Source organism: Hymenobacter citatus (genome assembly GCF_014333615.1).
GTDB lineage: Bacteria > Bacteroidota > Bacteroidia > Cytophagales > Hymenobacteraceae > Hymenobacter > Hymenobacter citatus.
Map to the genome: position 1 here is coordinate 124,821 of NZ_JACSCY010000012.1, position 19,063 is coordinate 143,883.

The 19,063-nt window shown below is 56.6% G+C and carries 14 protein-coding genes; 2 read left to right on the forward strand and 12 right to left on the reverse strand.

Going from position 1 to position 19,063, the window contains the following annotated elements; translation table 11 throughout:
* Nucleotides 1-127 precede the first annotated feature (127 nt).
* Both H8B15_RS14925 and H8B15_RS14930 read left to right on the forward strand, forming a co-directional pair.
* A complete protein-coding gene (locus H8B15_RS14925; RefSeq protein WP_187320474.1) occupies nt 128-2,719 on the forward strand; it encodes a PIG-L family deacetylase in 2,592 nt (863 codons plus the stop codon).
* A 414-nt stretch (nt 2,720-3,133) separates the two neighbouring features.
* Nucleotides 3,134-4,852, forward strand: coding sequence for a sodium:solute symporter family protein (locus tag H8B15_RS14930; RefSeq protein ID WP_187320475.1), 1,719 nt, complete (start codon nt 3,134-3,136; stop codon nt 4,850-4,852).
* Nucleotides 4,853-5,085: 233 nt separating this feature from the next.
* On the opposite strand, the gene H8B15_RS14935 is transcribed toward H8B15_RS14930, so the two are convergent.
* The 12 genes from H8B15_RS14935 to H8B15_RS14990 all read right to left on the reverse strand — a co-directional run bounded on the left by H8B15_RS14935 (nt 5,086) and on the right by H8B15_RS14990 (nt 18,761).
* Nucleotides 5,086-5,964, reverse strand: coding sequence for a DUF2911 domain-containing protein (locus tag H8B15_RS14935; protein ID WP_187320476.1), 879 nt, complete (start codon nt 5,962-5,964; stop codon nt 5,086-5,088).
* A gap of 90 nt (nt 5,965-6,054) precedes the next feature.
* Nucleotides 6,055-6,588 carry a hypothetical protein gene (locus H8B15_RS14940; protein ID WP_187320477.1) on the reverse strand — a complete coding sequence of 178 codons (534 nt, stop codon included), beginning with the start codon at nt 6,586-6,588 and terminating at the stop codon, nt 6,055-6,057.
* 9 nt (nt 6,589-6,597) lie between these two features.
* Nucleotides 6,598-7,110, reverse strand: coding sequence for a hypothetical protein (locus H8B15_RS14945; RefSeq protein ID WP_187320478.1), 513 nt, complete (start codon nt 7,108-7,110; stop codon nt 6,598-6,600).
* Nucleotides 7,111-7,164: 54 nt separating this feature from the next.
* Nucleotides 7,165-8,991 carry an ABC transporter ATP-binding protein gene (locus H8B15_RS14950; protein WP_187320479.1) on the reverse strand — a complete coding sequence of 609 codons (1,827 nt, stop codon included), beginning with the start codon at nt 8,989-8,991 and terminating at the stop codon, nt 7,165-7,167.
* A 101-nt stretch (nt 8,992-9,092) separates the two neighbouring features.
* Nucleotides 9,093-9,551, reverse strand: a complete 459-nt coding sequence (locus H8B15_RS14955; RefSeq protein ID WP_187320480.1) for an energy transducer TonB — start codon at nt 9,549-9,551, stop codon at nt 9,093-9,095.
* A gap of 67 nt (nt 9,552-9,618) precedes the next feature.
* Nucleotides 9,619-11,103 carry a sodium:solute symporter gene (locus H8B15_RS14960; RefSeq protein WP_187320481.1) on the reverse strand — a complete coding sequence of 495 codons (1,485 nt, stop codon included), beginning with the start codon at nt 11,101-11,103 and terminating at the stop codon, nt 9,619-9,621.
* 115 nt (nt 11,104-11,218) lie between these two features.
* Nucleotides 11,219-12,724: a TolC family protein gene (locus H8B15_RS14965; protein WP_187320482.1), complete on the reverse strand. Its 1,506-nt coding sequence runs from the start codon at nt 12,722-12,724 to the stop codon at nt 11,219-11,221.
* A 21-nt stretch (nt 12,725-12,745) separates the two neighbouring features.
* Nucleotides 12,746-14,128, reverse strand: coding sequence for an HlyD family secretion protein (locus H8B15_RS14970; RefSeq protein ID WP_187320483.1), 1,383 nt, complete (start codon nt 14,126-14,128; stop codon nt 12,746-12,748).
* The gene (locus H8B15_RS14975) at nt 14,121-15,140 is read right to left on the reverse strand and encodes an ABC transporter transmembrane domain-containing protein (RefSeq protein ID WP_187320484.1); all 1,020 of its coding nucleotides are present in this window, start codon (nt 15,138-15,140) and stop codon (nt 14,121-14,123) included. The genes H8B15_RS14970 and H8B15_RS14975 overlap by 8 nt, the downstream gene beginning before the upstream one ends.
* Nucleotides 15,141-15,451: 311 nt before the next feature.
* Nucleotides 15,452-16,471 carry an MBL fold metallo-hydrolase gene (locus H8B15_RS14980; RefSeq protein WP_187320485.1) on the reverse strand — a complete coding sequence of 340 codons (1,020 nt, stop codon included), beginning with the start codon at nt 16,469-16,471 and terminating at the stop codon, nt 15,452-15,454.
* Nucleotides 16,472-16,592: 121 nt separating this feature from the next.
* Nucleotides 16,593-17,177, reverse strand: coding sequence for a hypothetical protein (locus H8B15_RS14985; protein ID WP_187320486.1), 585 nt, complete (start codon nt 17,175-17,177; stop codon nt 16,593-16,595).
* Nucleotides 17,178-17,333: 156 nt separating this feature from the next.
* Nucleotides 17,334-18,761, reverse strand: a complete 1,428-nt coding sequence (locus tag H8B15_RS14990; protein WP_187320487.1) for a Glu/Leu/Phe/Val family dehydrogenase — start codon at nt 18,759-18,761, stop codon at nt 17,334-17,336.
* Nucleotides 18,762-19,063 lie beyond the last annotated feature (302 nt).

A 19,063-nucleotide genomic window follows, 5' to 3' on the forward strand; every position in this document is an offset into this window, starting at 1 on the left:
GGGCCAAGCAGCCTTAGCAGCGTAGCTACGTCCCTCAGTAGCCGCCTCAACCGTCACGGTCACATAACCCCACAGCAGGCTTTCTTGTTGACCGGTATCTTTAAGGCCACGCTCCTGATTCCTCTCTATGCTTCTATCCCGACTTCGCACCGCGCTGCTTGCCGTACTGCTTGCTTCTGGTGCAGCACCTAGTGCGAAAGCCCAAGCTCCCAAAACCTGGTCTTCCTCGGAAATCTTACTAGGCCTGAAAAAGCTCAACGTCCTCGGCTCGGCTATGTACATCGCTGCCCACCCCGACGACGAGAACACGCGTTTCCTAGCCTACCTCGCCAACGGACGCCTGCTGGAAACCAGCTACCTCAGCTGCACCCGCGGCGACGGCGGCCAGGACCTCATCGGCCCCGAAATCCGGGAGCAGCTGGGCCTGATTCGGACGCAGGAGCTGCTGGCCGCCCGCCGCATCGACGGGGCGCACCAGTTTTTCACCCGCGCCAACGACTTCGGTTTCAGCAAAACCTCACAGGAAACCTTCACCATCTGGGACAAGGAGCAGGTGCTCTCCGATATGGTGTGGGTGATCCGGCAGCGCCGGCCCGACGTGCTGTTCACCCGCTTCCCGCCCGACGCCCGCGCCGGCCACGGCCACCACCAGGCCAGCGCCATCCTGGCCGCCGAAGCCTTCGATGCGGCCGGCGACCCCAAGCGCTTCCCCGAGCAGCTAAAATACGTGCAGCCCTGGCAGCCCAAGCGCCTGCTCTGGAATACCGGCAGCTACTTCACGCGCCCCGGCGAAAGTATGGAGGGCTACCTGAAAGTAGACGCGGGCGGCTACAACGCCCTGCTGGGTAGGAGCTACGGCGAAATTGCCGCCGAAAGTCGCTCCCAGCACCGCAGCCAGGGTTTCGGCTCGGCCGCCCAGCGCGGTGAGGCCCTAGAGTATCTGCAACCCGTGAAAGGCGACAAGGCCAAAACCGACCCCTTCGAAGGCATCGACCAGACGTGGAACCGCGTACCCGGCGGCGCGGCGGTAGGGAAGCTGGTAGAGAAGGTAATTAAGGAGTATGATGCGGCGAATCCAGCGGCGAGTGTGGTGGGGCTGATAGATGTATACATCGCAATAATTCGTCTGGAAGCAGATGAGCGTGCCCGTTCTAATAAAGAGGCAAAAACTGGGATTTCACTGAGTGATAAGACAAGCTTAGTTTCAGAATTAATTAAAGCTTGTGCAGGTATTTATATGGAAGCTGTAACAAGTGCCCCAACAATAGGAGAAGGTACGGATGCACTAGTGGAATATTCTATTGTGAATCGGTCCAAGCTGCCTCTAAAGCTTCTAAAAGTTAGAACACGCGCTCCTCATCTTATCAACACCATGCTGCTTGATTGCTCAATTACCGATGCAAAACAGACAGCTGTACTGAGCGAAAACAAATATGTAACTGGCAAATTGACGTTGCCTGGATATAGTGACTTTCTACTATCACAACCTTATTGGCTTCGGGAACCGGCATCCATTGGAATGTACAAAATAGTAGGTATTAAAGATATTGATAGCGAGTTTCAAGAACCGGTGTTACGAGGAGAGCCAGAGAATCCACCAGTAGCTACTACCTCTTTTGATTTATCTTTAGATGGAAAAATACCGCTCTTCTTTTCTGTCCCCGTTCAATATAAACACACCGACCCCGTCCTCGGCGAACGGTACCAGCCGCTGGCCGTGGTGCCACCCGTGGCGGTAAATATTGCTGGCAAAGCCTATGTTTTCGCGGATAACCAACCCAAAACGGTGCCCGTAACGCTGCTAGCTGGCAAAGACAACGTGCGCGGCAACCTCACGCTGCAAGTGCCCGCCGGCTGGCAAGTGGAGCCGGCCAGCGTGCCCTTTGAGTTGAAAGCGAAAGGTACCGAGCAGCTGGTGCAGTTTCAGGTGAGGCCCACCAGCAGCACGAACAGCGAAGGCCAGCTTCGTGCTACGGCTACCATAGACGGCCAGACCTACTCCCGCGGCTTGCAGACGATTGCGTACGAGCACATTCCTACCCAAACGCTGTTCCCCGAAGCCGTGGCCCCGCTGGTGCGGGTAGACCTGGCGAAGAAAGGCAACAACATCGGCTACATCATGGGGGCCGGCGACGAAGTGCCCGAGGCCCTGCGGCAGATTGGGTACACCGTTTCCCTGCTCAACGCCGATGAGGTGACGCCCGAAACCCTGCGCCGCTTCGACGCGGTGCTGCTGGGCGTGCGCGCCTACAACACCGTGGAGCGCCTGCGCGTAGCCCAGCCCACCTTGCTCGACTACGTGAAAAACGGCGGCAACCTCATCGTGCAGTACGTGGTGAGCCGCGGCGTGCTGCTACCCGAAATCGGCCCCTACCCCCTCACGCTCTCCACCGACCGTGTAACGGTAGAAAACGCCCCGGTCAAATTCCTCAACCCCAAAGCACCTCTGCTGAACACACCCAACAAAATCACCGCCAAGGACTTCGAGGGGTGGGTGCAGGAGCAGGGCCTCTACTACCCCAGCAAGTGGGACAGCCACTACCAAACCGTCATCAGCAGCCACGACCCCGGCGAAACCGATAAGGAAAGCGCCATCTTGGTAGCCGACTACGGCAAGGGCCACTACATCTACACCGGCCTCTCCTTGTTCCGCGAGCTGCCCGCTGGCGTCCCCGGCGCCTACCGCATCCTGGCCAATATGATTTCGCTGGGTAAATAGGGTAGGGGTAAGAGGGTGAGAAGATAAGAGGGAAGTAAGAACGACAAACTCCCCTCCTCAGATGAGGAGGGGACATTTTCGCAAAGCGAAAATTGGGGTGGTTGAGGTCGTTGCCGATGTTGTTAGGTCTGCAACGTCTGTCATCCTGAGCTTGCGAAGGACCTTCTCACGTTGGAACGACAGGCGCAACCACTCGTCTTGGCGTGATAAGGTCCTTCGCAAGCTCAGGATGACAGATAAATACAAAAGAATTGACGAGTGCCTTCGTTGATATCTTTACTTTGCCAGAATGCATGATACCATGACGAAAACAGAACCAACCGACTCCACCAACTGGCGCGCCTGGTACTGGCTGGTATTAGGTGCGCTGGCCGCCGAAGTCGGGTTTTTCGCCTACCTAACTCATTTCTTCGCTTGAGTTTACTCGATTGGTTGGTGCTGGGTGGCACCCTGCTGTTTATTGTAGGCTACGGCACCTGGCGCACGCGCACGGCCGGCCGCACCCTCGACGGCTATTTGCTGGGCGGCCGCCAGGCCAGTTGGTGGGGCATTGGGCTAAGCATTATCGCCACGCAGGCCTCGGCCATCACCTTCCTGAGCACGCCCGGCCAGGCTTACGCCGATGGCATGCGGTTCATCCAGTTCTACTTCGGACTGCCAGTGGCCATGGTGCTGATTGCCATTTTTGCGGTGCCCATTTTCCATCGGTTGCAGGTGTTCACGGCCTACGAATACTTGGAAGGACGCTTTGATAGGCGCACGCGCACGTTGGCGGCGGTGCTGTTTCTGGTGCAGCGCGGCCTCAGCAACGGCCTTTCGCTCTACGCGCCCGCGCTGGTGTTGTCGGCGCTGCTGGGGTGGGACATCTCGCTGACAGTCTGGTTGATTGGGGGACTAATGATTGCCTACACCGTGACGGGCGGCAGCAGTGCTGTTGCCGTTACGCAGCAGTTTCAGGTAGGCGTTATCTTCACGGGAATGGTGGTGGCGGGCTACCTGCTGGTGCACTACCTGCCCGCGGGGGTAGGGTTTTCGGAGGCGATGCAGGTAGCTGGCCATCAAGGCAAGCTGAACCTGGTTGATTTCAGCTTTGACTTCAAAGACCGATATAACTTCTGGTCGGGCATGACGGGCGGCTTGTTCCTAGCCCTATCCTACTTCGGCACCGACCAAAGCCAGGTACAGCGCTACCTGGCCGGTCGCAGCCAGCGCGAAAGTCGCTTGGGCCTGCTCATGAATGGACTAGTGAAAGTGCCCATGCAATTTGGTATTCTGCTGATTGGCGTGCTGTTGTTCGTATTCTACCAGTTCAACCCGGCCCCGCTCACCTTCAACCGCCCCTTGCTGAATCAGGTAGCTGCCAGCCCTACCTACGCGCCCCAACTACAGAAGCTACAGGCCGACCAGGCCACTCTCTCCGTGGCTCAGCGGACTGCCACGCAACAGCTGGCGCGCGCCTACACCTCCCACAATCCCGAACAGATAGCCGCCGCGCAAACCCACCGCCAGGCCGTAGCCGCTGCCGCGCTGGGGCTACAAGCGCGGGCGCAGGCCTTGTTTAAAGCAGCGGCTCCCACCGCCGAGGCCAAAGACACAGACTATGTATTCATCACGTTTGTGCTGCATTACCTGCCGCATGGCCTGGTAGGGCTGCTGCTAGCAGTGGTGCTATCAGCGGCCATGGGCTCGGCTGCGGGCGGCCTCAACGCCCTAGCCTCCACCACCGTCGTCGACCTGTACCGGCCGGCCTACCCTCGTGCCACCGATAGCCGTTGTGTGCGTGTATCGCGCTGGGCCACGGTAGGCTGGGGTGTGCTGGGCATTGGGTTTGCTCTGTTTGCCGCCCGCCTCGAAAATCTGATTCAGGCAGTCAACATTCTCGGCTCGCTATTTTACGGGGCCATGCTGGGCCTCTTCATGGTGGCGTTTTTCCTGCCGAAGATTCAGGCAAGCGCTGCGTTTTGGGCTACGGTAGTGGCGCAGGCTACGGTGCTGCTGCTGTTCTGGCAGACGGATATCGGGTACTTGTGGTTCAATATTATCGGGTGCGGGTTGGTGGTAGGGCTGGCGTGGCTTGTGCAGCGGGTGGTCTTTGCTACCTCATCTCCCCGCCCCCTCTCCCCAAAAGAGTAGGAGCCAGATGCGGGCCACTAAACACAGCCAGTTTGGTTACCACTTCACTAGCTGCTTCCCGCCGAGTGTCAAAGACGACAATCAAAAAGAAGAGGCCAACTGCTTGTGCAATTGGCCTCTTGTACAGTAAAAAACAGGGTTTCTATCCATTACCGTAACAACTGCGACGATGCAAGTCGGCGCGGCTGCGTAGAAAGACTCGCGTCTGGCGCCTCCTCTTTGGAGAGAGGCCTTTACTTTTTCGCTTCGGCAATCAGGGCGTCGTTCATTTGCACGTATTCCGTGTTTTTGGCTTCGGCGGCCAGCTTTTTTGATTGCTCAGCGGAAGCAATGGCGGCTTTTTTATCCTTCATTTTCAACTCCAGCTTGGCCTGGGTGTGTAGGTTCCAGAACTTGGGGTCGGTGGCGTTGGCCTTCTTCAGCCAGGCAAGCGCCTGCTTGTTGTCTTTGTTGTTGTCGATGTAGTAAACAGCGGCGGCAGCTAGGTCGTTGGCCGAGGCGTTGGCGTTGTTAATCACCTTGTCGTTAATCTGGGCCATCACCTTGGTATCCACATCGGTCTTGATGGCAAACTTCACACCCACCGATTCCCACTGCATATCCACGTTGGCGGTGGCAGGTGTCAGGTCCACGAAGTTCATCGTGAAAGTTTCCTGCTTGGCAGCGAGACGGTAGGGCTTCACCATGAACTTAGCCACGTCGTCTGCATCCTTGAAGCCAGCTACATCGGCGCCACGCTTCGTGTCTTTGCTGAGCACGATGGTCCAGGAATCCTTACCCGGGACTGAGTAAATACCATATTCACCGGCGGCTACTGGTTTGCCTTCTACAGTCACATCATCTGAAAACTTGATTTTGGTGGTGGCATTGGCCCCCGTGCGCCAGCGCTGGCCGTAGGGTAGCAGCGTGCCGTAGATAGAGCGGCCCTTCACGCCGGGGCGTGAGTAGGTGATGGTGACATCCGTGAGGCCCACGCGCTGCGTGATGGTGCTGGTGGGGCTGGGAGCAGGCGTGCTAATTTGGGCTTGCGCAGCGGAGGCAATAAGCAAGCCGGTAGCAAAAAAGGTAGCACCCGCCACGCGGGTAGCTTTCGAAAGAGTAGTGGCAATCATAAGGGAATGAAAAGCGAATTGGAATGAGGCAAAAGTAGCGAAAAGCTGCAACCACGTTCTCTTTCCTCCCATGCCACGCTGACGACTTCTTTATTTCAATACTATCTGTTTCGTCCGTAGAAGAGCATAAATGCTTTCGGCATTCCCTGGGTCTACTATCTGTTTTGTATCGATAAAATGGCCCACGTTAGCTGATGCGAACAAAATCAGCCAAGAGCCAATACGACGGGCGGTTTGAATTGTGGGCCACGCCAATTCGGTGTGCATAGTATCTGTATCAATTATCAACAGATCATGCGTGAGTTGATAGCTAGCACCTGTGCTTAGAAAGTGGTGAGCCTTATACTGTTTTCGGACACCATACCACGTTAAGCATGGTAGAATGGGAACATAAAGCATCAACAGTATATGCAACATGCCTGCACCATTACTCCAAAGTTGTGTGAGTGAAATGCTACCATTGAATAAAGAATACCAACTCAACACCCCTACAGCAAGCGGTATAAGCAGAATCCACATTACAGGGTATGCAATGAACGTGACACGCATGCTGATTACGAAGTATTGCCACAGCGATAAGCAGACATTGGGAATACGAATAGTAGTATCGGCTGAAATAGACATAGTGACTTGTTACCGTAGTTTTATTCCTTGTTGGCGGAGCAAATGGAGAAAATCATCGGTAGAGTTGGGTGAGAGTAAGCAGCGTGTATCCAGCAAATGACCCGTAGCGGTAGATGTAATGAGTTGATACCAAGGCCCACTCAGGTGACGCACAGCGGAGATGGTAGCCCATGTGCTTTCGCTTTGCATTAGAGCGCTGTTTACCAGAATCTTTTCTGAGGTCAACGTGTAGGTGGTTGAGCTCTGTAGAAGCTGACTTTTTGCGTATTCTTCCCGCGCCCTTTTTTGCGCACGAGAAAACGCAAGTACAACGCTGAATATCAGCACAGCTGCAAGAAATAAGGCAACAGGTAAAGAAGATTGCGGGTCATCTCTACTAATTGTATTCCACAGCACGAATACATAAATGGCAGGTATGACAAGGAAGTAATACCACCACCGCTGCCGCAACAGAACCTTCTTGTTCAATTGTGCAAATTCGTCAGCGGAGAGAAGTACGTTGGAGAAAACAATAGGCTGCATGCGGCCAAATTAGCACGCACACAGCCTACCTACTAGCTTCCAAAAAATAAATTTCTAACTCAACTCAAACTGCAACTTCAACAAATTAGCATACAGGCCATTGTCATAATGGGCCAGCTCCTCGTGGGTGCCTTGCTCCACAATTTGGCCGCCGTCGATGACCAGGATTTTGTCGGCTTTGCGGATGGTGCTGAGGCGGTGAGCGATGATGATGCTGGTGCGGCCTACCATCAGCTCGTCCATGGCGCTTTGCACCAGTTTCTCGCTTTCAGAATCGAGGGCGGAAGTGGCTTCGTCCAGGATCAGGATGGCGGGGTTTTTCAGGATGGCGCGGGCAATGGCAATGCGTTGGCGCTGCCCGCCCGAGAGCTTGATGCCCCGCTCGCCTACCAGCGTATCCAGCCCCTCCGGAAAGGACTCGATGAACAGCCACGCATTGGCCTGCTTGGCCGCCCGAATGATTTCAGCGTCGGTGGCACTGGTGTCGCCGTAGGCAATGTTTTCGCGGATGGTGCCGCCGAATAGAATGGTTTCCTGGGGCACGATGCCAATGTGGCGGCGTAGCTCCGTAAGGTCGAGCAGTGCGGCGTCGCGACCATCAATGAGAATTTTGCCACCGCTCAGCTCATAAAACTGCATCAGCAGCTGCACAATGGTGCTTTTGCCAGCGCCCGAAGGACCCACCAGCGCCACTTTCTCGCCGGCTTGAATAGCAAAGGTGATGTCCTTGAGTACCGCCAGATCGGGGCGGGTAGGGTAGCGGAAGGCCACGTGCTCGTAAGCAATGTCGCCACCAATCTGCAAGGGAGTAGCGCCGGGGCGGTGGGTAGGCTCGGCGGGCTCGTCCAGAATTTCGAGGATGCGCTCCGAGGAGCCCAGCGTGCTTTGCACCTTGCCATACAGCTCACCCAGTCCGGCCACCGAAGCGCCGATGAAGATGGTATAGAGCGCAAACTGCGTGAGGTCGCCAATGGTCATCTGGCCCGATTGCACCAGCGTGGCCGCGCGCCACAGCACCAGCACAATGCCGCCAAACAAGCCCACAATCACAAACGACACAAACCCGCCGCGGTAGAGGTTGCTGCGCAGCGCGGCCTGCACCGTGCGCGTGAGCGAGCTGGTATAGCGGCCGGTTTCAAACTGCTCGTTGGTGAAGGCTTTCACCGTGTTGATGCCCTGCAAGGTTTCCTCCACAATCACGTTGGTTTTGGCCAGCTCATCCTGCGTCACTTTGGCCAAGACCCTGATTTTGCGCCCGAATACCATGGCCAGCACCACAATGGGCGGGAAGGTAAGGAGCATAAACATCGACAACTTCACCGACACCACCATGATAAACACGATGCCCGCCAGCAGCGTCGTTACCTGCCGAAACAGCTCAGCCAACGTCAGCGAAAACGAGTCTTGAATCACGCTCACATCAGAGGTGATGCGCGAGGTGATGGCGCCTACCCGGTTGCGTTCAAAGTAGGGAATGGGTAGGGTCACAAACTTCTGGTAAAGCGCCTGCCGGATGTCGCGCACCGTGAACTCGCTCACCTGCGTGAAAAACCAGATGCGCCCAAACGAGAACATGCCCTGCAACAGAATCAGGGCCGCAAACCCCAGGGCAATCTGGTTGATGGTCACCACGGTGCCATTGGGTAGGGCCACCGGGTGGCCGCTAGCCGTATCGGCTAGCTTGCCGATAATCCAGGGAAATGCCATGGTGGTGGCGCTGGACAGCGTGAGCAGCACCAAGCCAATGATGAACTTGGTACGGTAGGGCAACGTGAAACGAAAAATGCGCAGCCCCTGCCGGAAGCTCTCCTTATTCAGTTTCACCTTCGGCGCATCCGCCGCCGCGTCGTTGCCGCTGGTATTCAATCCACTTCGAGCCATTCTATATGTTAGTAGGGGCACGCTGCACGCGCCCAGATATACGTGGTAAGTCTATGTCTGTCGGTTACAATATGCAACGAACGGGCGCCTGCAATGCGCCCTTACTCCACCTTCAGATTCTTGGAGTTGCCGAAAGGAACAGGCACGCGCACCAGCACCGCCACCGGCTGGCCCTTGCGGGTAGCAGGCTGCCAGGCCGGCATGAGCGCCAGCACGCGCATGGCTTCGGCGTCGCAGGCGGGAGAAAGGCTTTGCACGATGGTAGGGTTTTGCAGTTTGCCATCAGCGGCCACGGTGGCCTGCACCACCACGTCGCCTGTCAAGTCGCTGACGCGCGCCGCCTCCGGATACTTTATCTGTTGCTGAAAAAAGACACTTAGCGCCTCCGGGCCGCCCGGAAACTGCGGGGCCACGTCGGGGCGGTTGGCAGCGGGCGTGCGCTGGGCCTGCATCCGGCCAGCACGCAGCTCAATGGGCTGTTTGGTCGGTGGGGTAGGGGTTTGGGCCTGCGCCATAACGCCCGCAAGTAACAGCGAGCAGATGAAGAATAGATGTTGCATAGCGGAGGGGTGGCCCAAAGTGTGGCTTCGGGCCAGCGCACAAAGGTACGCTACCCCTCAACAACCGCTACGCCGCAGGGTTCAATTGGCGGGTAGCGGCGGGCCGGGAAATCAGCAGCAGGCCAATAAACGTGAGGATGCCGTTGAGTATCAGGATTTCAAAGCCAAACTCGTAGCCCCACCACGCTTTGGAATTGGCATTGATAAACCACGTGACGAGCGGCGCCGCGAAGCATACGGGTAGCACCAGCCGGTCGTGCAGGCCGCGGCCAGTGAAGATGCCAAAGGAGTAGAGTCCCAGCAGCGGCCCGTAGGTATAGCCCGCCGCTTTGAACACGGCCGTAATCACACTCTGGTCGTTGATGGCCCTGAAAATCAGGATAATCACAATCAACACCAGCGAGAAGCCGAAGTGCGTGAGCTGGCGCAGGCGCTTCTGCTTGCGTTCCTCGTACTGCTTGATATCTAGCATATCCACGCAGAAAGAGGTTGTGAGGGCCGTAAGGGCCGAGTCGGCGGAGGCGTAGGTGACGGCAATGATGCCCAGGATGAACACGATGCCGGCAAACAGGGAGAAATGATTGGTCGCCAGCAGCGGAAACACGTTGTCGCCGATGACCTTACCCGTTTCAGAATTGGTGGGTAGGGCAATGCCCTTGGCGGCGGCAAACTGGTAGAGCAGCACGCCCAGCGACAGGAAAAACACGTTCACAATCACAATGGCGATGGTGAACCAGAACATGTTTTTCTGGGCGTCTTGCAGGTTGCGGCAGCTCAGGTTTTTCTGCATCAGGTCTTGGTCGAGGCCAGTCATCACGATGGTGATGAAGGCGCCGGAGGCAAACTGCTTCCAGAAAAACTTGTCGTCTTTGGGGTCGGAGAAGTAGATCTGCGACATGCTGCTTTCTTTCACCGTCTTCACCAGGCCGGCAAAGCCCAGGTTCAGCTCGTCGGCCATCAGATAAATACTTACACCCACGCACACCAGCATGGCCAGCGTCTGGAAGGTATCGGTCCAAAGAATGGTTTTGAGGCCCCCGCGGAAGGTGTAGAGGTAAATCAGCAGAATGCTAACCGATACCGTGACGGCAAATGGCACGCCCAACCCATCAAACACCGCAAACTGCAGCACGCCCGCCACCAGAAACAGCCGGAACGCTGCACCTACTGCCCTGGAAATCAAGAAGAAGAAAGCGCCCGTTTTGTAGCTCCAGAAGCCAAACCGCTGCTCCAGGTAAGTATAAATCGATACCAGCTGCAAGCGGTAATAGAGCGGCATTAGCACGGTGCCAATCACCAGATAGCCCACCGTATAGCCCAGTACCACGGCCATGTAGCTCCACGCTTGCCCCTGTACCATGCCCGGAATGGAGATGAACGTGACGCCCGATAAGGAAGTACCAATCATGGCAAAGGCCACCATGTACCAGGGGGCGTTGCGGTTGGCAATAAAGAACGATTCGCTGGTGGCCTTGCGCGACGTGAGGATCGAGATGATGACGAGCACCACGAAGTAGCCCGCAATCAGGCTCAGGATAAGGGTAGGAGACATGAAGCTTTTGTGGCTGTTAGCTGATGGCTAGTAGCTGTTAGCTTACCCGAGAGTAAGCCGAAGCATACTGTAGCAAGAACATCAAAGCTAACAGCTAACAGCCAAAAGCTAACAGCTACTCATTTCCCAGCGTGCGTGTGCCGGCGTAGTAATACAGCTCGGCCAGCGACTTTTCGTAGTTGGCACGCATACTTTCCTGCTTGAGGCGCAGCTCAATGAGCTTGCTTTCACGGGCATTGATCAAGAAGATAGTACTCTCGCCCAACTCAAACTTCTGCAACTCAGCCTGTAACAAAATGCGCTGATTGGCAATGGTTTGCTCCTGCACGGCTAGCTGCCGCTCGTAGGCTTTGAGGCCATTGTACTTGGCGCTGACCTGGTTGGCAATCATGCGGCGGCTGTTTTGTTGCTCCAGCGTGGCATCCTGCACCTTAATGCGGGTTTGCCAGAGCTTGCCGCGCTCCTTACGCAAAAACAGCGGGAAGGCGAAGTCTACGCCTACCTTGTAGTTGTCGCGGCCAAAATCATAGTAGCCGGGCACCTCGGGACGGTAGAAGTCGCCGCGGCTGAGCAGGTAGCCGCTCACATTCACCGTTGGCTTCAATAGCTCGCGGCGGTAGCGCTCCTCCACACCCAGCTGCCGGATTTTGGCGTCGAGCTTGAGGAGAGTAGGGTGGCGGTTGGCCGCAAAATCCTGGAGCTGCTCGAAAGCCAAGCTGTCGACTGGACGCAGGGTAGGCGACTGCGGCACCGCGTAGGCGGGCAGTTCTACGGGCTGTCCGTCTTTGTTCCATAGGTAGTTCGATAAGATCAGGTTGGCATTTAGCTGCTCCACCTGTAGCTGCTCGAACTGCACCAGGCGGTCCTGCACCGTAATCTGTGCCTCCACCGAGTCGATGGGAGCTTGGTCGCCTAGTTGGGCGCGGCGGCTGGTGCCTCGGAAGCGGGTTTGGGCCAGCTCTACCCCTTCCTGAATAAGCAGCATCTGTTGGTAGGTATAGTACCATGTCCAGTACGCCTGAGCTGCTTCCAGCCAGATGGCGTTGATCTGCTTCACTTGGTCGGCCTCGGCAGCATCTACCAGTATCTTGGCCTGGCGCAACGTGCTGCGGCGGGCGTCAATCAACAGGCCCTGCCCCAGCGGCACAGACAGGCCAGCAATAGCCAGGCCATTGAGCGGGGTGCGGTGCTCGGGATTCACGTAGGTGCCCACCATGCGGTCGTAGCCTACTTTCAGGTCGATGCCACCTGGCCAAATAGGGACTTTCAGCTCGTTTGCCCAGTTGTTGTAGTAGTCGGTGCCACCAAACAGCTTGCGGTCAAAACCCGAGCCCAGCTTAGGGTCGAAGCCGCCACGAGCCTGCTGTACCTGCGAGCGGGCATCTTCGCTGAGCAGGGCAGCCTGCTTCACCACGGGGTGGTAGGCAAACACCAGCTCCGCCAAATCCTGCAGCGAGAAAATATGGGCCGTATCCACAGGTGGCCGGTCCCGAGCCAGTTGCTTGGTTTGCACAGGCGCCGGCTCCAGCCCCGGCGCCTGGGTAGGCAGGCGGGGCGTTTGGGCCAGCACGGCAAGGGTAGGCAGCAGGAAAGCCAGCGGCGTAAGCCAACTAGTCAGCATGAAAAAACGCATCCTCATTTCCTACTTCTTTTCAGCTTTCACGGGTGAGTCAGGTTGTGGCTCAGCCTGTAAGCTGGGCGGGAAACCGTTGAGCTGCCGCCAGATTTCGTACCACACAGGCACCGAGTCCAGAATAACCCAACCGTACACACCTGAGCCCAGGCGCAGTTGCGCGGGCCACTTATGGTCGTCGTCGTTGCGGTGTTCGGGGTGAGGCTCGGGGCGCACCAAGATGCGGTATTTGCCGTTGGTGCTGCTCACCACGTCAATCACCGTCACTACACCGGCAAAAGTACCCACAGCCACTGAGGGCCAGCCCGAAAACTGCACCGCCGGCCAGCCATCAAACTGAATCCGCACCTGCCTACCCCGCTGAATCAGGGGCACATCCATGGGGCGCACGTACAGCTCGGCGGCCAGCACGGGCGCCTCGGGCTGCAAGGTGGCAATCGACTCGCCTTCTTTGATGGTTTCGCCTATGCCCGCCTTGAGCGTACGCACCACGTAGCCGGTTTGCGGGGCCCGCACCACGTACAAACCGCGGCGTACCTCCACGTTGCTGATCTTGTTACGCAACGAGGCTACCTCGCCCTCCGACGACGCCCGGCTCGACACAGCCGAGCTGCGGTCTGAGAGCGTCTTGGCCAGGTCCTGCCCGTACTTGGCGCGCAGGTTGCTCAGCTCGATGATGGCATTGGCCAACGACTGGCGCGAGTTCATCAGCTTGTTACGCTGGGCGGTTACCTTGGCCAGATCCTCCTGTAGCTTCAGGCGGCGCGTTTCGATATCGGTGAGGGAAAACAAGCCGTTCTGGTAGCCATTCTCGTAGCGGGCCAGGCGGGCCTTGGCAATGTCGTAGGAGTTGGTAACGGCCACCAGGTCGGCGCTGTCGATGGCCACGTAGTTGCGGGCCTGCTCCACCTTGTTGCGGGCCGATTCCAGCTGCACGTTCAGGGTAGTGCGCAGGGCAGCCAGTTGCTGGTCGGTGGCTTCAATCTTGGCGCCGTAGGCTTCTACGTTATTTCGTTTGGCCGTCAGCTGCTCATTTAGGCGCTCGGGCAGGTTGGGGTCGAAATATTCGTCCTTAATTTCCGAGATGGTTAGAATCGTGTCGCCCTTGCGCACAAACTCGCCTTCGCGCACAGCCCAGTGCTCAATGCGGCCCGCAATCTGGTTTTGCACCGTTTGGGGGCGGTCCTGGGGGCGTAGGGTGGTGAGGGTACCCGTGCCCTCAATGGTCTGGCGCCAGGGTAAGAACAAGATAATCAAGAAGATGATGCCCACAGCGAGCATCACGCGGCCCAATGTGCGGCTACCTTTGGGCTGCAGGAGTTCTTTCTGAGAGCGTTGGGGCTGCTCCTGCCATACCGCCTCGTCTACGTTTTGGTTGGATAGGTTAAGCATGGGTTCCCTCCGTCTTTTTCTCGTCCATGGGTAGGTCGGTCACGGCGGCTAGTTTCTCTACCCCCGTTAGCATGTCAAACACGGTACTCACGCCAGTCATTAGTTTTTCAATGGAGCCGCTGATCTGCACAATCAGCACCTCGGCGGCCACAAACTGGCCCAGCGTCATCTGCCGCGATACCACAAACAGGGTACCGGCAATCAGCAAACCAGCCGTAAGCACCGTGCGCAGGGCCACGCCCCAGCCGTAGTAGCTTTTCAGCACCCGGAAGTGGTCGTTGCGGGCGTTCAGGTAGTCGGCCGTCAGCTCGTCGGTGCGCGTGAGGGCGCGCTGCTGTTCTTCCTTATTGTGCCGAAACTGGGGCAGCTCGCGGGCTACCTGCTCCAGCCAGTCCACCGTTTCGTACTTATAGGCCGATTCCTCGATGCTGGTGCGCAAAGCACGGCGGTAATTCATGATGTAAATGAATACCAGCATGATGATGGTGAACAGCCCAAACGCAATAAAAATGGGGTGGTAAAAAGCCAGCACAATCACCCCAAACAGAATCTGAAAGCCTGCAAACATCAAGTCAATCAGAAACTTGGTGAGGCTTTTCTGCACCGTCAGAATGTCGAAAAAGCGGTTGACTAGCTCTGGCGGATTTTCACCTTCCAGTGCTTCCGGCTTGATGCGGGGTAGACGGTAGGCAAACTCAATAGCGGCCTTCGCATACAAGCGTTGCTCGATGGCCTCTACCAGGGTCATCTGCCCAATCAGCAAAATGCCGCCCAGCAGTACGCCCAGTACCACTACCCCAATCAGGATATAGGTTGAGCTGAACACAGCCCCCGTCGAAACGAGGTTGAACACCGCCTGGGTGCCCAGGGGTAGGGTAAGGCCAATGAGACCCGTTAGAATGGCAAAAAACAGAATGTAACGAATCGTGTCGCGTTCTGTGTCGAGCATGCGCGTGAGGCGCTGCCAGGGGGTAGGGGGCGGGAGACTGGTTGAATGAGACTTAGAAGCCATGGAAAAAATTAAGAAAAGAGCGGGCTACCTGAAAAACACGTAGTCGATGCGGCACCGCTTCCGCATAGTTGGCTGTGCCACAGCCGGCAATGGGTATTCTGTTACAGTTGCTATCTACCAGCTCCTGTTTTACAGGTACCAGATAGAAGCTTGCTTGCTTACGAACGTCAAATTTACGGCACGTATTGGGAAAAGTCATATTAATTTGCATTAAAATGATATTAAAAGCTATGATTAGTTATAAATATTGCATTTCGTGATTGTCTTAGGACGGTAGTTTTAGAGACTTAACAAGCGCAACAGGAAGCGACTTACACCCATTCCTGCCAACGCATCACTTCTCCTACCGCGGGCGCGTGTAGCTCGGCACGAAGCATACCGCCCGCGGCTATTTCTTCCAACAGGCGCAGGGGCTCCGAAGCTGGCTCGTCGCTCAGGTCGAAGGTGCCGTAGTGCATAGGCACCACGTGGCCGGCGCGTACTATATTAGTGGCTTTAGCCGCCTCGTGGGGATTGGTATGGCTCATCTCCATCATAAAGGGAGGCTTGTAGGCGCCAATGGGCATGAGCACAATGTCTAGCGGACCGAACTGCTTCTCAATGGCCTCAAAATGACCGGCAAGCGACGTGTCGCCGGCAAAATACAGGGTGCCACCTCCGGGCATACGAAGAAGAAAGGAGCCCCACAGCACCTTGTTGAGGTCGAACATTCCCCGCCGGTGCCAGTGCGAAGCGGGCAGGTAGAAGATTTCCAGCGGTACATCAGAACCCAGGTCGTACTGCTGCCACCAGCCGGCCTCCTGCACCACCAGGGTAGGGGCCATGCCACGCAGCAACGGTGCCATGCTCAAGGCCGAAAGCACCTGCATCTGCGGATTCTGACGGGCCAGCAGCTTCACAGATGCCTCGTCGAGGTGGTCGCGGTGGCCGTGGCTGAGCAGCAGGTAGTCGATGTTCGTTAGGTCTTCGGGGCGGCAGGGTAGGGGGTGGCGGCGCTGCAGCCCAAAGGAGGAAAACAGCACTGGATCGGTGAGCAGCGTGATGCCGCCTACCCGCAGCACAAACGAGGCGTGCCCCAGCCACACCAGCCCGTCTGCGTCACTCCTTAGGAACTCCGTGCAGTCTACCACCACCGGTGCCCAGGTATCGGCCTTCTTCTCGGCTTTCTGTGGGTTCTCGGTCAAAAATTTCCACCGAAACACGTTGGCAAAGCTAGGCTCATATAGCTCTTCGCCATTGCAGTATTCCCGGCCAATCATCTTATTGCCAGGGTAGTTAGGTAAAACGGTCGGTAGTTTTTCGTTGCGGTGATAAGTAGGGCGCGAGGACATAAGAGGGAGTGAAAGGCGGAGAAAACACAACCGCCGCGCCCCGGAATGTTCCCGAAGCGCGGCGGCGGAAGGTAGGATTAAACGACTCAAAGGCTTGCGTTGCCTTCAAGATTCTTGTTTGTTAGAAACCAAAGCCAGGCCCATACAGTGGCGCGTAGCCCACACCATTCGCCACGCGCACCCCACCCGATACCGTTAGATTCTCAGTAAGGCGGTAGTCGGCGCGCATGCTCATGCCCTGGCCCATGCTGCCAAAGCCCGCATAGGGGTTAACAGTGGGCGACATATCTTTCCAGGCCGTGCCCGTGAGGGCCAGGCGCGGGCTTACCAGGTAGGTACCGCCACCGTAGATAAAGTAGCGGTTGCTAACAGCGAATCGGGTAGTAGAAAGGGCGTCGGCAGGGGTAGCGGGCTGCGTAACGCCCGCGTAATAAGCCGGATTAATAAACGAACGCATATACGTCATTCCGCCAAACACGAAAAAACGCTTGCCCAGCTGGTGCGTCACCCGCGGGCTGATGTGCATCGCCGAACCCAGCCCACCCGCGAAGGTAGTCCCAATATTTAGCTGATACGACGTACGGTTGGCCTGCAGGCCAATTAGGGGGGCTTCCACCTCAGCAGCCATCGGAACTACCACAGGCGTTTGGGCCAGTAGCGGCCCGGCCGATAGAAAAGCTATAGCGAAGGGTAGGGTACGTAGCATCGATAGTAGAAGGTAAAGCCCGTAGGTTTAGTTTCGACAAGATACGCAACTACAACGCAAACCGGCGAATATTCTACGCAAAACAGGCCGCCATGCGTAGCATGACGGCCTGTTGCTTAAGCGAATAGCCCGCTGTAGGCGGGCAAATAGCTCGGTTTATGGGAAGATACCCAGTGCCTGGTAGCTCACGCCAATCTTCTCGATGGCTGCATAGAAGGCCGCCGTGCGCAGATCCGTGATGCCCGGCACCTGGTTCATCACGTCCCGAATTTCGTGGTAGGCCGTAATCATGGTATCTTCCAGGCCCGAGCGCACCAAATCAATCTCGTCGGCACCGTGAATGATGAGGGCCCGCTCCCGCTCGCTCACCGTCTTGCCGGTGGTTTGCTCAATGGTCATCACCAGACGCTTCAGCGAGGCTTCTTCGGCCCGCTTGCCCATGCGCCCAAAGCGCACGTTCGACAGGTTTTTCAGCCACTCGAAGTACGAAACCGTTACGCCGCCGGCGTTCAGGTAGAGGTCGGGTAGGATCACCACGCCGCGCTCCAGCAGAATTTTTTCGGCCTCCTGGGTGGTCGGGCCGTTGGCACCTTCGGCAATGATCTTGGCCTTGATGTTCTTGGCGTTGCCCTCGTGAATCTGATTTTCCAACGCGGCTGGCAGTAGTACGTCGCACTCATATTCCAGCAGTTGCAGCGAGTCCTCGAAGTTCTGCGCATCGGGGTGGAAATCGAGGATGGAGCCCGTAACGGAGCGGTGCTTAAACACTTCCTCCACATCCAGGCCCGCCGGATTGTACAGACCGCCTTCGCGTTCCGCAATGCCCACAATCAGAGCACCTTCGCGCTGGCAAAAGTGCGCGGCGTGGTAGCCCACGTTGCCTAGGCCCTGCACAATAATGCGCTTGCCGGCCATACCGCTGGTCATATCCAGCTTTTTCAGCAGCGGCTCATCTTCGAGCAGCTCCCGCAGGCCGTAAAAAATACCCAGACCCGTGGCTTCCGTCCGGCCCCGAATACCACCCTGACCTACGGGCTTGCCCGTTACGCAGCCTAGCGCGCTGGTGTCGCCATACTTAAAGGTGAGATAGGTATCGGCAATCCAAGCCATTTCGCGGCTGCTGGTGCCATAGTCGGGGGCTGGCACATCCATACCCGGACCAATCAGGTTCTTCTTAATCAGCTCGCTAGCGTAGCGACGCGTCACGCGCTCCAGCGTTTGCACAGAGCTGGTGCGTGGGTTGATCTTCACCCCACCCTTGGCCCCGCCAAACGGCACGTCTACCAGAGCGCACTTAAAGGTCATGAGCGTGGCCAGCGCCATCACTTCTTCCTCGTCTACGTGGATGCTGTAGCGAATGCCACCCTTACTGGGCAGCTTGTGGTGGCTGTGCTGCACCCGAATGCCCTCGAACACCTGCACGTGCCCGTCTACCTCCACCGGGAAGTTTACTTTATAGATGCTGTTGCAGGTTCGAATCTGGCTTATAATGCCAGGATCGAGCTTCGAGAAGCTCGCCGCGTGGTCGTAGAAGTGCAGGACACTTTCGTAAAAGTCCTTGCCCTTCACCAAGTGGTTGCTCATGGTAGTGTGCGTTGGTGGGAAGATAAAATGAGAAGACAGTATACCCGCAAACGGCCGAAAAGCTCCTTGCGTTGTGTAGCTGCCTAGTGCAAAGATCGGGAGTTGCCGGTTATGGGCACTCATAGCGCTTCAGACACTAGTAGCTTCTCTCAAAAGGATTAAAATGGGGATGATATAAGAAACAGGATATAGCTTGTACTAAACGGGTAAATTGTGTTTAAATACAAATAATCGATTATAATCTGTTTTTTATGGAATATTAATTGAATATTTTTAAGCTGATTGACAAGAGTAAGATGCAT

Excerpts from the sequence above, each read along its gene's own strand:
- H8B15_RS14955 (WP_187320480.1), bottom strand. The coding sequence starts at position 9,551 with ATGCAACATCTATTCTTCATCTGCTCGCTGTTACTTGCGGGCGTTATG.
- H8B15_RS14965 (WP_187320482.1), bottom strand. The coding sequence starts at position 12,724 with ATGCTGACTAGTTGGCTTACGCCGCTGGCTTTCCTGCTGCCTACCCTT.
- H8B15_RS14985 (WP_187320486.1), bottom strand. The coding sequence starts at position 17,177 with ATGCTACGTACCCTACCCTTCGCTATAGCTTTTCTATCGGCCGGGCCG.
- H8B15_RS14940 (WP_187320477.1), bottom strand. The coding sequence starts at position 6,588 with ATGTCTATTTCAGCCGATACTACTATTCGTATTCCCAATGTCTGCTTA.
- H8B15_RS14975 (WP_187320484.1), bottom strand. The coding sequence starts at position 15,140 with ATGGCTTCTAAGTCTCATTCAACCAGTCTCCCGCCCCCTACCCCCTGG.
- H8B15_RS14925 (WP_187320474.1), top strand. The coding sequence starts at position 128 with ATGCTTCTATCCCGACTTCGCACCGCGCTGCTTGCCGTACTGCTTGCT.
- H8B15_RS14960 (WP_187320481.1), bottom strand. The coding sequence starts at position 11,103 with ATGTCTCCTACCCTTATCCTGAGCCTGATTGCGGGCTACTTCGTGGTG.
- H8B15_RS14980 (WP_187320485.1), bottom strand. The coding sequence starts at position 16,471 with ATGTCCTCGCGCCCTACTTATCACCGCAACGAAAAACTACCGACCGTT.
- H8B15_RS14970 (WP_187320483.1), bottom strand. The coding sequence starts at position 14,128 with ATGCTTAACCTATCCAACCAAAACGTAGACGAGGCGGTATGGCAGGAG.
- H8B15_RS14950 (WP_187320479.1), bottom strand. The coding sequence starts at position 8,991 with ATGGCTCGAAGTGGATTGAATACCAGCGGCAACGACGCGGCGGCGGAT.
- H8B15_RS14935 (WP_187320476.1), bottom strand. The coding sequence starts at position 5,964 with ATGATTGCCACTACTCTTTCGAAAGCTACCCGCGTGGCGGGTGCTACC.
- H8B15_RS14945 (WP_187320478.1), bottom strand. The coding sequence starts at position 7,110 with ATGCAGCCTATTGTTTTCTCCAACGTACTTCTCTCCGCTGACGAATTT.
- H8B15_RS14990 (WP_187320487.1), bottom strand. The coding sequence starts at position 18,761 with ATGAGCAACCACTTGGTGAAGGGCAAGGACTTTTACGAAAGTGTCCTG.